The following is a 12,972-nucleotide window of genomic DNA, read 5'->3' on the forward strand; positions in this document are numbered from 1 at the left end:
CTCCCATCGAGCGGCCGGCCGACGCACGCCGGACCTAATCAATCGACACTGCCACGTCGGTTGGTGTGCAATCGACGCCGTTGACGGGCAGCAAATCCATCGGGCAGGCTGAGAATACCACGATCGCGGCCATCTCTGCCCGGAGTGTGACGTGATCTCCGGCTTTTGAGGCAGGCGCACGCCAATCGAGCCGACTACCTTGAATAACGGGAATGTTCATAAAGAGGTTCAAGGGACAGGGCGTTTCGGGCACGACCATCCCTATCGCCTGCATCGCAGCCGCCAGATTATCGGTGCAGTTGTCATGATAGCCGATGTGGCCGAGCAATTCGTAGCGATGACGGTCACAGGCGGCAATCAAGGTGTCATGAATGCCGGGCGAAGAATCTGAGAGCAACGTGAGGATGGGCCGCCGTTTGTTGGTGACAAGGGATTCGCCGCAGCAGGGCGTAAGCTTCTTCAGAGACGCTCGGGTGTGCTCCATCGACATGAACTCGGACGTCTCGCTTGCATTAAACGCCCAGGTATCGACAACCTGACTGCCGCGGATATTCGTGATGCGGACGGTCTGGGCGTTGTCGAGCTGAACGGCTATGCCGCGCCCGGCGGGTAAGACGAATTCGCTCGACATATTGATTCTCCTGCACCGCGCGAGGGGCCGCATCCGTTAACGATGAAGATCGGCCGCCGTTAGAAACGGATCGCAATGGCGGCGGCTTGAGGGGACACCCATGGCAGCAAGCGTTGTGTTGACAGCGTTTACCATTGCAGGAGAGCCTGCGACGTAGGCGCGCCAGCCAGTTATGGCCATTGAGGCCAGGTCCGTTTTCACGGCGGCATCCAAGCGGCCCCGCCGCCAGCGCGCCGATGGGGCGCCGGGCGACGATAGGATCACGTTAAGTGACAAATTCTTGTGTGCGCTCGCCAGACTTTCCAACTGTTCCATCGAGAACAGATCGGCTTCGTTGCGAACTCCGAAATAGAGACGGATGTCCTGGCTTATCCCCTTGCCAAGACCGCTCGAGAGCATCGACAGGATCGGAGCGATGCCAGTGCCTCCACCCACCGCAACGATCGGGCTTGTATCGTCGGTACGCAGGAACGCGGTGCCAAACGGACCGCTCACCGTGACGCGGTCGCCTACGATCGCGCGTGCTAGTCCTTGGTCGGTGACGGCGCCACCGCGCACGCACTTGATGTAGAAGTCGATCACCGCGTTTCCGGGTTCGCTCGCCATTGAGAATTCGCGGGCCGGTAGGCCATCGAAGGTAAGGGATGCGTATTGGCCGGCGAGAAACTCGAACGGCTGTTGGGAACGCAACCGCAGGAGCCGGACTTCTGGGCTCACCGGCTCGATCTTCACGATCTCTGTGTCGAATGACACCACCGGAGGCAATGGCACATCGCTGACGGCGGGTTCGATAACGCAGTCCGAGCCGGGTATGGCGCAGCAGGGCAGGATCAGTCCAACACGCCTCTCCTCTTCTGATAGAGCCGAGTCCATAAAATCGAGGTGCTCTACTCGACCAGAAAGGAGATGGGATTTGCAGAGCCCGCAAAACCCAGTGGTGCAGCCATGGGGATATTCAACTCCTTGCTCCAAGAGCGTCTCAAGGATGGTCGCACCGGGTCGCGCGACCGCATTGAGCTCTGATCCGTAGACCCTCAGACGATGCTCACTATCCTGGACGGGGATTCTCAATGGTTTTGTCGCACTAGCTGAGATACCAACAGACAAAGAATACCACCGACGAAACTGCGTGACGGCCAGCCATTGTCTTCCGCTCTTTCTGAATTCGTTGATCTACGCCGCAGCGATTTTTTCGCCATTAAAGACTTTCACCGCTTGCTCACGGATTTCCTCGAGCCGCTTGGCCGACGGTTGCGGCGCGTTTTCAAATCTGTGCTCCCGGAGGGCATCGGCGTACCAGCGGCCAACCCGGCCGCAAGCCTCCTTATCTTCTTTCTCGGTCGGCGCCTTCGGAATACGCAACACCGTGTTTCGGGCGTGCGTGCGGATGATCGAGTTGGCTTGGTCGGCGCGCACGACGCCAAGCGGGTCTGTTCCGGCTCGCACCGCTTCTATGCCAGTCTTCAACATTTTCCGAAACGTCATGACGCCACGATCGCTGCCCACGAGATGTTCGCGACCGTGGATCGTCATCGGACCTTGAGACACAAACGCGTCCCAGTCCCCCGGCGCCCGTTGGCGCTCTTCGTAGCTGCGGTTACCGGTCTGGGTGTCGATGTTGCCGGACGTCGAAAGCGCTTCGCCGCCGCCCTTCCGCTGACGATCGAGATAGGCGGCCACGCCCGCAATATCAACCTCCGGTTCGATATCGCGCCAGCCAATAGTCATGCTATTATAATCGTCGAGAGGAACGACCCAGTTCGTCGACCCGCCGCGGATATCGTTAAACACCTCCCCTTCGGCATCCTCGACACCTGCCACGCGCGTCAGGTTGGGCATGATTAAGTCATTCGTGCGCACATACACCTTGTCTTTCCAGCGGAACGTGCCTGCGTACATCACGCCGATCGACGTTTCGAACCACTGCAGGCTGACCGGTATCTGGCTGAACACTTCAGTGAACTGGATGCCAAACAGACCGCAATGCAATTGCGAGAGATGCATCGGGTCCGTTTCGTTTTCGCGGATTTGCAGCCAGTTGCACGGGGCTACGTCTTTGCGTTGGAATTGCGTGCCGGGCTCGCGCTCAAGCACGTCATAGAGCGGAAACGCCGGTTTTTTATCCGATGGGCCCATATAGGCGAAGAGCAAACCCTTGTATTCGTGGACGGGGTACGCGCCCTGGCACAGACGATTCTTGAGCCCCGACGAGTCGCCTGGAATATCAAGAATCCGGCCGTCAACATCGAAGTGCCAGCCGTGATAGCAGCATCGCATTCCTTTTTCTTGGACCTTTCCGAATTCGAGCGACGCACCGCGGTGACTGCAGCGCCGCTCGAGAAGACCGTAGTTGCCCTGGCCGTCCTTGAAGGCGACGAGATCTTCGCCCAACATTCGAACGACCATAGGAACGTCGGTAAACTCCGAGGTGAAAGCGAACGGCTGCCAGAAGCGGCGTAAATATTCGCCTCCCGGCGTGCCTTTGCCGACCTTCAGAAACTCGGCATCTGGGCCTATTTCTTTCCGATCGTACGCCGAATACGGCCGTTGCAGTAGGTTGGTCCGTTCCATTTTGTGGCTCTCCATCATCGTTGCGGGCGACCCGCATTTTCTCGCATCGGTTTCAAGGTGACGCCAAGCTCAATCGCTACAGCTTGATATGGCAGCGTGAGATCACCCATACGTTCGGCATAGAACTTACGCATCGGTTCACTCATCGCCTCGCATCGCAACTTCGCGCATCGTTTGGAGGTAAAGCGTCAGGCTTTCTTCCACGCGGTGTGACGGGGCCGACACCGCGATCGCAAAACCTGAGTCCGCATCTCCGACCGGCACGGCGATGCAGCTGAGGCCCGGGACGAACTCCTCCTTTTCCAGGGCGTAGCCCTGCTTGCGGATTTGCGCGAAGTGCTTTTCCAAGACCGCAAGGTCCGTGATGGTTCGGGGTGTAAGCGCCTTCAGCTTGCGTGTTTCGAAGTAGACCTTTCGGGTATCGGCGCTGGAAAGCGCGAGGAGGAGCTTTCCGGAAGCTCGCGCATGCGCGTTGCCGAAGTAGCCAGGCGGTACATCGATGGCGGTCACCGTCGCGCTGCCGCGCATCGCGGAGATGACTACGATCTCGCCCTCCGCCCACCCGACGGCATAGGCGGTCTCACCCGTGCGATTGGCGATCTCCCGAACGAGAGGCGCAAGGCGCTCTGGCGGCGCAAGGTGGCGCTTGAATGCTTCGATTAAGCCCGCGACTTTCAGTCCCAGGACATACCGTTGGGAATTGTGGTTCTTTACGACGACGCCTACGGCGCCGAGCGACTGAAGAATGTGGTAGACGGTTTGCCGATTAAGCTTTGTTTCCTTGATGATTTCCGACGCCATCAAGCCATTTTCGCTTTTGGCAATGAGAAAGAGGACCGAGAACCCCCGCCCGAGCGACTGAATACGCGGCGCAGGCGCTTTAAGCGCCTCCTGTTTCGCATTGCGCTTTCTGCCGGTGCTGCGTCCGGCTTCGGTTTGGATGGCCATCACTCTCTCGCGTTTCTAATAACTGGAATGGTGACTAGGACGCATGGATCCGTGGCGAAACGCGCAACATCACGCGATCCGCAGCCGCCACGATCGCATCGACGGAAGGAAGAAGAGCCGCTTGCAGCACAGGCGATGCGGGGATGCGAGTATTGGGAGCGCCGAGACGCTGGAAATTTGCGAAGCCGCGCTCTGTAAGCCGCGCGGCAATTTCAGCACCGAAGCCAGCAGTGAGGTTCGCTTCGTGGAGGATGATAGTCCGGCCGCCGCACCGTTCGACGACAGACACAAGCTGATCTTCATCTAACGGCGCAATCCACCGTAGATCCAGAACGGCTGCATGCACGCCCTTGATAGCAAGGACCTCCGCGGCTTCCTCGGCACGACTGGCGATCGCGCCCCAACATATGATCGCAACGTCTGAGCCTTCTCTGCGAAGCTTTGCTGATCCGACCTTGGAAATGGTCTTGGTAACTTGGCCCGTTGTTTGATACAGCGCGCGGGATTCGATGATGATGCAAGGGTCGTTATCCGCGACGGCAGCACGAATCATATCGTAGGCGTCTTGTGGCGTGCTCGGCATCCCGACCTTCAGGCCAGGCACATGCGCAAGAAATGCTTCGAGGCACTGCGAGTGCTGCGCGCACGAGCCGGGCGTCGCACCTTGCTGAAGGCGCACAACCATGGGAGCACTGCTTTTACCTTGTGTGATATAGCGCACGTTTGCCGCTTGATTCACCAACTGATCGAGCGCGACGAGAAGGAAGTCCATCCACATGATCTCGGCGATCGGCCGGAGACCGCACATTGAGGCACCGACCGCCGCTCCGAGGATCGATGCCTCCGCGATAGGCGTGTCGAAGACGCGCCGTTCGCCGAACTCGCGCTGAAGATTTCGGGTACAACCAAAAATACCGCCGGCGAAGCCGACATCCTCGCCGAAAACGACAACCTCGGGCCGCTCTTTCAGCTCGTCCCGGAGAGCCTCGTTTACGGCCTGCTGGTAAGTGAGCTCCGTCGCAACAGCCGCCCCCCCCGAATGCGGGGCGGCGTGTTCCTCAGCCACCACGTGAAGGCGCGCTGTCGCCGCATCCGGCTTCGATGCCGCCGCAACGCGCTCAACCAGCGCCTGGATTTGCGTCTTTACCGCCGCGACATCCGCGTCCAGCTCGTCTTCGGAAAACAGCCCATTTTCGAGAATACGCCTACGCAGGCGCACGATCGGATCAGCCTCCGCCGCCCTGAGGCGATCGGCTTTCGGTCGATAGTGCTCAATGTCGCGATTGTAGTGCCCCCACAAGCGGATGGCCTTGCACTCGATCAGGGACGGGCCCTCGCCCGCCCGTGCACGGTCGATCGCAAGAGCAATCGTATCGCGAACCGTGACAGGATCACAGCCATCGATGGTCGCGCCGGGGATACCGTACCCATTCGCGCGCCGCGACAGCCGTTCGAACGGGACAATGCGATCGATCGGCGTCATCTCTGACCACCCGTTGTTTTCGCACACGAAGATCACGGGCAGCTTTTTATAGGTGGCGAAAACGATGGCCTCATGCAAGGCACCTTGGTTCATCGCACCATCACCGATCGAGACGAGCACGACGCCTTTCGTCTTGTCCATCGCCATAGCGACACCGTTTGCGATTGCCGCGCCGGCGCCAACAATCGAGTTTTCTCCCACAAATTTGGTGCCAGGGCCCATGAAATAAGCGGAACCGCCCCGTCCTCCGTTGATGCCCGTTTCGCGATGGCAGATCTCCGAGAGGATTTCGAACGGATCGAGCCCCGCCTCAATCGCCCACCCGTGACCGCGGTAGGTGGCGAGAATGCGGTCCTCCTCGTTAGTCGCAGCGCAAGCGCCAACCGCAATGGCTTCCTGCCCCGCGCAGAGGTGGATTGATCCGGCAACCAGCGCTTCCGCGCCAGCGCTCAAGTTGAGGCAGGCCTCCTCGAAGCCGCGAATGAACGCCATGCGCCGAAGCGCATAACGCGCAAAGTCTGGATCAATCGAGGCGGCGGCCCGTTCAGCGGGCGCGTGCGGACGTTCATTCATGGAAGCTTGCCACGTTGCGTTTTCTAGATTTGGCAAATGTGTCGCCAATTCGCCGGTGTGTCAAGTTATTATGATCGTATCATAATGTGATACATCTTCTTGACGCCGTCGATACCCTTTGTTGCACCGAGACTCGCCGCTGCGACAAAAAAGGAGTCAGAGGCCTCGGCGCTTGTTCACAAAGCTCAGTTCTTCTGATCGGGGCGCGACGATCTGGACGCTCGTGCACATTCAGCTGTTGACCGCCGAAATCGCGCGATTTGCCGCCGGCGCTCTTAGAGCAGGTCAGTAAATTGCATCTCCGGTCGCCGGTCAGCGACGCCAGCTAGATAGGCGACAACCACAGTGCTGAACAACTCTTAGCCTAAGGAAGGCAGTCATTAGCATCAGTCAGCCGCCGCGCAATGAGTAGGGGACGCTTGCGACAGAAGCGATGGGCAATGTGAAGCCCGCTTTCACCCGATCCAAAATGATCATGGTTTCGAGGCGCTTTATGTTGGGATGCTCTCCCACAAGACGGCGGGTGAAGTCGTCGTAGCTCTCGACGTCGTTTGCCGTAACGAGGAGAACGAAGTCAGCTTGCCCGGCAACGCAGAATGCGCTCATCACGTCCGTCACCTTCCGCATTGCCTGCTTAAAGCCATCAATGATGTCGGCGCGGCCACGCTCGAACGTAATGAGAACCAACGCCGTTACGTTTCGGCCGACCGCTTTTGGACGAATGATCGACACGTCTGCTTCTATTACGCCTTCTGATCGCAGGCGCTTCAGCCGGCGCTGAACTCCGGACGCAGACAAGCCGACCTTGGCGCCGAGCTGCTCACTGCCAAGACGATTGTTGCGTTGCACGAGATCAAGAAGATGAGCATCGATTCTATCGAGCTCCAGTCCTGGGCCACGTTCACTGGACTGCGATTGCCTGGTCGAGGCGTACAGCTTGTTTCCGTCACTGCGCAGCAATGCATTCGCCATTGAGACACTCGATTGTTTCGAACAAAGGCATCGTAAGTGGACGACGGAAAGTGTGTCAAGTTTAAAACTATGTATCACTATCTGATGACGACGCGCGTTCGAAATTGTGGTCCTGCGCGCCGGCGAAACGCGCTGTCACTCCCAGGAAAGCTGGAAATTGTTGACGCCCGACACTGCGGTATCCCAGATTCACTTTACCCCGAGCGCACGTTTGGGTCGGGCGTTGAAAGTAAGATCTAATCTGGCTGCGATTCGCGCTTTGTGAAAATGGCTTTAGATGGTTCTTTCATCTCTGCGATTGTTCTGCATCGCGCGGCTCTGAATTGCATCGTTTGCCAAGCCCACTTTTAGTCATACTGCGTCTGTGCCGGCGTTCAGCGCCTGGCAATTGACCTGCTTTCGGCACGTGCGGCGAGGATCGTGGTCGAGCAGCTCAGCCATTTGGGTTTCGCCCTCACAGATCCGGGCGTGCGGCTTTCCCGACCCGGCTCTTCCCGAGGGTAACCCGCGTCATATCCGCGCCTGCGCCCAAGTGCGAGTGATGCCTGGAACGGGCAGACGGAAGCGTGCCGTCAGGGTCTCGAACTCCGACCAGCCCATGCGCCGAGTTTTCTGACTGCGCCGTCTCAGACAGCGCAGCCAAGTCCGACGCACTTCGCGACAGAAGCCGTTGAGCGCTGGATAGTTGTGCGGCGTGCCGTAGTAGCCGTAGTGTCCACGCAGCACTGCGGCGAACCACTCGTGCTGGGTGGCTGGTGACTCGTGCATGAAATTCACCTGCCGAGCCCGCTATGCTTAGTTGAAGCTCCAACGCTGAAGTTATACAATGCACAAACTGTTCTTGGGCGCCCTGGTGGCTCTCACGTTCCTGGCTTCCTCTTCGCCGTCGCTTGGCCGAATGAACGAACCGCAGGTAAACACCATAAACGAACTGATGACTTGCCTAGGTAGTTGCTGGCAAGCCCCGAAGCCATCTGACGCAAGTCCAATCAAGATCACTATAGTTGTGAGCTTTACAAAATCAGGCAAGATTTTGGGACACCCTCGCGTGACCTACGAGTCCACTGGAGCTAGCGAGCAGATCGCCTTGAATCGCGCCGATGAGGCGAACGATGGCGTCCTCATTGGGGAAGATGCCGACTACCTCGGTCCGCCGCTTGATCTCGCCGTTGAGACGTTCGATCGGGTCGAGTGCAGTTGGTCCGGTGCTGGGGCCGGAAGATCATGTAGGCCAGCACCTCGGTGTCGGCCTCGTCGAGGAAGCCAGCGAGCTTCGGCAGCTTTGGCCGGAACTGGTCGGCGACCTAGCGCCACTGAGTTCGCGCGGCCTCGCGCATCGTCCTGTGCGAAGGCTGTGGCAATGAAGGTGGAGACGAGGCGCCGCCCGCTCTTGCCGGCATGCGGCAAAGGGTTGCGCATGAAGTGGACCGGGGACGCTTGAAGAACCCCGACAGCGCTGATTCACTCGTCGCGATAGGAACGACGGCGATGCTGGGATGCAAGGAACGCGCGCAGCTCGAGCTGTTCATCACCGGCTCGCTGCGCCAGCTTGTCCCCGACGACCACATCCTTCCAAGGTCGATCGGGTGCTGGATCTCTCCTGGCTTCAGGGCGAAGTGGCGGGCCTCTACTGCAACGACAATGTCCGGCCGGGGATTGATCCTGAGGCCGCGCTTCGGCTGATGCTGGCTGGGTTTCTCCTAGGCGTCGTTCACGATCGGCGCCTCTTGCGGGAGGCCCAGGTCAAAATCGCGATCCGCTGGTTCCTCGGCTACGACCTTAACGAGCTTGTGCCGGATCATTCTTCCCTAAGCCGCATACGCCAGCGTTGGGGCGCTGATCGTTTCCGCCGCATCTTCGAACCGTTCAAGCCTGCCTCGTGGCGAAGATCGCCACTGGAGAGATCGTGCCCATCGACGCCTCGCTGATCCGCGCCAATGTCTCCTGGGAGAGTGTGGCGGTGAGGCACGTCGCGGCCGTGGAAGCGGCGAACGCTCCCGAGCTCGACGATACCACGAAGCGGCCGCCAGACAGGTAAATTCAAGAAGGTCTGCACCACCGATCCCGAGGCTACGATGGCGACGAACGGCCGTAATCGCTGGCTCGAGCCGGCTTATGAGCAGCACGCGGCCGTGGACGATAGGCGCGGCGTCATCCTCGACGTGGAGGTCACTACCGGGGAGTTGAAGGAGGGCCAGCACATCGTCGAGCAGGCGGACCGGACGGCTGAGAGGACCGGCACAGCGGTGACCACGGTCACCGCCGACGCGGGCTACGCCTACGGAAAGGTCTATGGCTCCATGGAAGAGCGGAACATCCACGCCGTGATCCCTGCCAAGGCCGAGCCGATCCGCTCGCCGGTCCCACTCCGTCGCTTCCGGTACGACGCCCAGAACGACATCCTGAAGTGCCCCAGAGGCAAGGTCCTGCGGCCGCAGCGCTTGACCAACCACGAGAGCTTCTTCTACTCGAGAGCCAAGGACTGCAGCCGTTGCTCGGTGGCGAACCTGTGCCTGTCCGCCGGTCGGCGGAAGGCTGTGGTCGTGAGCGACGATCATCCTGCGCTCCTTCGAGCGCGTCGTCGACGGGAGAACTGGTCGGCCGAGGACAGGCAACTCTACCGACGACACCGTTGGCGCTCCGAAGGATACCAGGGCGAGGCAAAGACTTGGCATGGGCTCGCGCGCGCAATCCGACGCGGTCTTCAGAACATGCGCGTCCAAGTGTTCCTGACCGCCGCGGCCGACAACCTGAAGAGGCCGGCGATCGCTCTTTTGCGCTTTCTCCAGATCTTCGGCGCCTCTTTCGTATTGCCCGACGGTCATGGCCATCTCGCCGCAGCCTGATCCGCGGCCGCTATCAGCGTTTGGTGCGCTCTAAGTAGTTCTTCAACGGCCCCACGCGGCAGCGTTGCCAGCTGGCATTGAGCACCTTGGCGACAATGGTCTTGATGCCTTCGTGGGCACGACCAACTTGACGCAGGCAAGCCGCGGCGCGCGAGCTTGCGCAGGAACGCCGTCCAAAACGTCTCGGCCTCGGAAGGGCCAATATCCATGCCGAGAACTTCACGCCGGCCGTCACTGTTGACGGCGACCGCAACAATCACCACGACCGACACGATGCGGCCATTCTGACGCACCTTCACGTAGGTGGCGTCGATCCGCAGATACGGCCAGTCGCCCTCGATCGGGCGGGCAAGAAAGGCCTTCACCTTGTCGTCGCTCTCGGCGCAGAGCCGGCTGACTTGGCTCTTGGAGATGCCGGTCATGCCCATGGCCTGCACCAGATCGTCCACCGAGCGGGTCGAGACGCCCTGCTCGTAGGCTTCCTGCACCACGGCCGTGAGCGCCTTCTCGGCGATGCGGCGCGGCTCGCGGAAGCCTCGAAAGTAGCAGCCCTTGCGCAGCTTGGGGATGCGCAGTTCGACCGCGCCGGCACGGGTCTCCCAGATCCGGTCGCGGTAGCCGTTGCGCTGGGCCAGACGTTCGGGGCTCTTCTCGCGTAGGCCGCCCGGTCTAGGCTTCGCACGAAAACTTCGCAATTCCGAAGGTCGGCACTAAAATTCGGCATACCGGCACTCGGAAATGAGGAAATTCACCGCTCAAGCGCCACCATAATCGATCGACCTTCTTATCTCTCGGAGCCCCGAATGGCGTTGCAGAGCACAAGTCGTGCTGGAATCATGCCGGGCGCGCCCCCGCCGCATCCAGTTCAGCTAGCCTCGCCTTGCCTGCCGTCCCGAGAGCCCAGACGAATGCCGTCATGCGTGGCGATCCAGGGCTCGAGTGATCTAGTTCAGCGCGCCGCCAACCCGCCATGCGAGGTGCCGTTGCGAGCAGCTCGAACTGCAGCTTCGCTATTCGGCAACAGTCGGCGGCGGTCGCGTTAGTGAACTTCGCAGCGATCTTGCCCCGCCCCGAACATTTCGACTGTGAACCACTGAGTGACGCGCGTCAGGGAAACGTCGTTGCCGCTAACTCGCCCGTGGATCGCGCTGCCTTGTCACACGAAAAAACATGGAAGGACTAAAGATGTCTGAACGTTTTGCGCTTCGTCTCGCGGCAATCGTCTTGGCTGTCGCACTCACACTGCCCAATGGCGGCGCGGACGCGGAAGCCGCAAGGAAAGTTATCAATGCAATGGCGGTAACTGTATTTCCGCCGTTCGAATTCGCCGATGCATCCGGAAATCTCGTTGGTTTCGATATCGACGTTCTCGATGGGATTGCTTCCAAGATGGGCGCGCGAGTCAACTGGACCCAATCGAGCTTCGCCCAGATAATCAGCTTCGCCCCGCTCAAAACAAAGCGTGCGGATATCCTTTCGAGCGCACTAGGCGATACGCCCGAACGCCGCGCCAGTGTGAACTTTATCGATTACGTATATCAACCCTATGTGTTCTACACGGTAAGGGCGAGCGCTGATCAATTCCCCAACATGGATGTGCTGTGCGGCAAAAGAGTCGGGGCAATACGCACCAGTGTTATCGAAACCGGCGCGGTGGTCAAATGGAGCGAGGAGAATTGCACCAAAGCTGGCAAGCCTGCAATCATCGTGGTGCCCGGAGAGAATACGCCCCAAGTGCGCCTCATGGTCAAGCAGGGCTTTGCCGACGCGGGTCTGACGGGTGCAGCGATAATTGCGTATCAAAATAAGCTTGAGGAAGACCAGTACGCGGTCATTGGCAAACCTGTGATCAAGCTGTTGACCGGTATGGCTTATTCAAAAGATGACCCCAACTTCGGAGAAGAGCTTAAACAGGCACTTGGCGCATTGATCGCTGACGGCACCTATGGTCAGCTGCTACACAAGTGGGGCCTGCCGGATGATGCCTCAATCGAGAAGCCAATGATCAATGGCCAGCCCTAATTACTGGATCGGGCCGTCGGGCGGTGCCGGTCATCGCGCGTAATAAAAGAAGCAGAACTCGTTTGAGCGAACTTTGGAGGGAGCGGAAACAGCAGTCGGCGCAAGTTGGTGGTGGGCCGAATACGTTGGTTGCCGGCGAATGTCCGTTGACGAAGGCGCCTGGTGCGGCTTCCGAAGTTTGGTCTGAGACACCTGCAACTCCAGACGACGTTTGCCAAGATGTGTGCCGGATAAATAAATACTTTCGTTGGCGAGAAGGAATACCCTCCAAAAAGCTCAACTCGGATAAGATCTGAGGCAACCTTGTGACTGCGACGATCACGTGTGGGACACGGAACCGCACGCCGTCGACCAAAAGCTCCGTCACTGACCGGGTTCGCAGATTTCGGCCAGTAGCCCGGTGGGAGCGACTATCACACTGCAACGCGAGTCCCACGTGCGAGCTCGCTGAGCGCCGCCCGGTATTCGCGGTCAAGCCTATCCACTATGCCGGACACGGGCTCGATCTCCCGGATTCTGCCCACGCCCTGCCCGGCTGACCATATCCCCTTCCACGGCTTGACCTCGGCACCTTCGAGACCCGTAAAATTCTTTTTTGCGCTGCTGCTTGCGACAATTTCGAGGTCAAGTCCTTGCGCCACGATACTGGGGATGAGCATGTTCGCTCGAGCTCCCGTAAAGGCGCGCGTGACGATCAGATCTTCGCACGAGCTCGTAAGCAGCATCGTCTGGTGGGCGGGGTCGGTCCTGCTTTCCGATGCGGCCATGAAGGAGGTGCCGATATAGGCGAAATCAGCGCCCAGCGCTCTCGACGCCAGCACAGCCCGGCCGCTCGAGATTCCGCCGGCCAGTGCGATGTATCCGGAGAAGAAGCCCCTGACTTCCTCGACGAAGACGTTGTTGCAAAGGTCCCCGGTATGCCCCCC

The 12,972-nt window shown here is 59.5% G+C and carries 9 protein-coding genes and 3 pseudogenes; 2 read left to right on the top strand and 10 right to left on the bottom strand.

Annotated features, from left to right (window positions below; translation table 11 throughout):
• Positions 1 to 34: 34 nt before the first annotated feature.
• The 8 genes and pseudogenes from AC0L23_RS31555 to AC0L23_RS31590 all read right to left on the bottom strand — a co-directional run.
• A complete protein-coding gene (locus AC0L23_RS31555; RefSeq protein WP_473357782.1) occupies positions 35 to 631 on the bottom strand; it encodes a DUF1989 domain-containing protein in 597 nt (198 codons plus the stop codon).
• A gap of 36 nt (positions 632 to 667) precedes the next feature.
• A complete protein-coding gene (locus AC0L23_RS31560; RefSeq protein ID WP_473357783.1) occupies positions 668 to 1,738 on the bottom strand; it encodes a 2Fe-2S iron-sulfur cluster-binding protein in 1,071 nt (356 codons plus the stop codon).
• Positions 1,739 to 1,804: 66 nt separating this feature from the next.
• Positions 1,805 to 3,202: a Rieske 2Fe-2S domain-containing protein gene (locus tag AC0L23_RS31565; RefSeq protein WP_473357785.1), complete on the bottom strand. Its 1,398-nt coding sequence runs from the start codon at positions 3,200 to 3,202 to the stop codon at positions 1,805 to 1,807.
• Positions 3,203 to 3,340: 138 nt separating this feature from the next.
• Entirely contained in the window at positions 3,341 to 4,150 is an 810-nt protein-coding gene (locus tag AC0L23_RS31570) for an IclR family transcriptional regulator (protein WP_473357786.1), read from the bottom strand.
• A 34-nt stretch (positions 4,151 to 4,184) separates the two neighbouring features.
• The gene (locus tag AC0L23_RS31575; RefSeq protein ID WP_473357787.1) at positions 4,185 to 6,206 is read right to left on the bottom strand and encodes an alpha-ketoacid dehydrogenase subunit alpha/beta; all 2,022 of its coding nucleotides are present in this window, start codon (positions 6,204 to 6,206) and stop codon (positions 4,185 to 4,187) included.
• 390 nt (positions 6,207 to 6,596) lie between these two features.
• Entirely contained in the window at positions 6,597 to 7,094 is a 498-nt protein-coding gene (locus AC0L23_RS31580) for an Lrp/AsnC family transcriptional regulator (RefSeq protein ID WP_473357797.1), read from the bottom strand.
• Between the two features lie 594 nt (positions 7,095 to 7,688).
• Positions 7,689 to 7,946 carry a hypothetical protein gene (locus tag AC0L23_RS31585; RefSeq protein ID WP_473357788.1) on the bottom strand — a complete coding sequence of 86 codons (258 nt, stop codon included), beginning with the start codon at positions 7,944 to 7,946 and terminating at the stop codon, positions 7,689 to 7,691.
• A 322-nt stretch (positions 7,947 to 8,268) separates the two neighbouring features.
• A pseudogene (locus tag AC0L23_RS31590) lies at positions 8,269 to 8,618 on the bottom strand (transposase); the annotation flags it as partial.
• Positions 8,619 to 8,666: 48 nt separating this feature from the next.
• On the opposite strand from AC0L23_RS31590, the pseudogene AC0L23_RS31595 reads away from it, so the two are divergent.
• Positions 8,667 to 10,024: pseudogene (locus AC0L23_RS31595) on the top strand (transposase).
• Positions 10,025 to 10,055: 31 nt separating this feature from the next.
• On the opposite strand, the pseudogene AC0L23_RS31600 reads toward AC0L23_RS31595, so the two are convergent.
• Positions 10,056 to 10,677 (bottom strand): annotated as a pseudogene (locus AC0L23_RS31600) (IS256 family transposase); the annotation flags it as partial.
• 532 nt (positions 10,678 to 11,209) lie between these two features.
• Here AC0L23_RS31600 and AC0L23_RS31605 point away from each other — a divergent pair.
• Positions 11,210 to 12,046 carry a transporter substrate-binding domain-containing protein gene (locus AC0L23_RS31605; protein WP_473357790.1) on the top strand — a complete coding sequence of 279 codons (837 nt, stop codon included), beginning with the start codon at positions 11,210 to 11,212 and terminating at the stop codon, positions 12,044 to 12,046.
• 413 nt (positions 12,047 to 12,459) lie between these two features.
• On the opposite strand, the gene AC0L23_RS31610 is transcribed toward AC0L23_RS31605, so the two are convergent.
• A partial coding sequence (locus tag AC0L23_RS31610) for an NAD(P)H-dependent flavin oxidoreductase (protein WP_473357791.1) occupies positions 12,460 to 12,972 on the bottom strand: 513 nt, incomplete at its 5' end.

Source organism: Bradyrhizobium sp. MI1.4, from assembly GCF_055811315.1.

What these genes read in the sequence shown, in the direction of transcription:
- AC0L23_RS31555 (WP_473357782.1), bottom strand. Translation starts at nt 631, where the DNA reads ATGTCGAGCGAATTCGTCTTACCCGCCGGGCGCGGCATAGCCGTTCAG.
- AC0L23_RS31565 (WP_473357785.1), bottom strand. Translation starts at nt 3,202, where the DNA reads ATGGAACGGACCAACCTACTGCAACGGCCGTATTCGGCGTACGATCGG.
- AC0L23_RS31570 (WP_473357786.1), bottom strand. Translation starts at nt 4,150, where the DNA reads ATGGCCATCCAAACCGAAGCCGGACGCAGCACCGGCAGAAAGCGCAAT.
- AC0L23_RS31575 (WP_473357787.1), bottom strand. Translation starts at nt 6,206, where the DNA reads ATGAATGAACGTCCGCACGCGCCCGCTGAACGGGCCGCCGCCTCGATT.
- AC0L23_RS31585 (WP_473357788.1), bottom strand. Translation starts at nt 7,946, where the DNA reads ATGCACGAGTCACCAGCCACCCAGCACGAGTGGTTCGCCGCAGTGCTG.
- AC0L23_RS31605 (WP_473357790.1), top strand. Translation starts at nt 11,210, where the DNA reads ATGTCTGAACGTTTTGCGCTTCGTCTCGCGGCAATCGTCTTGGCTGTC.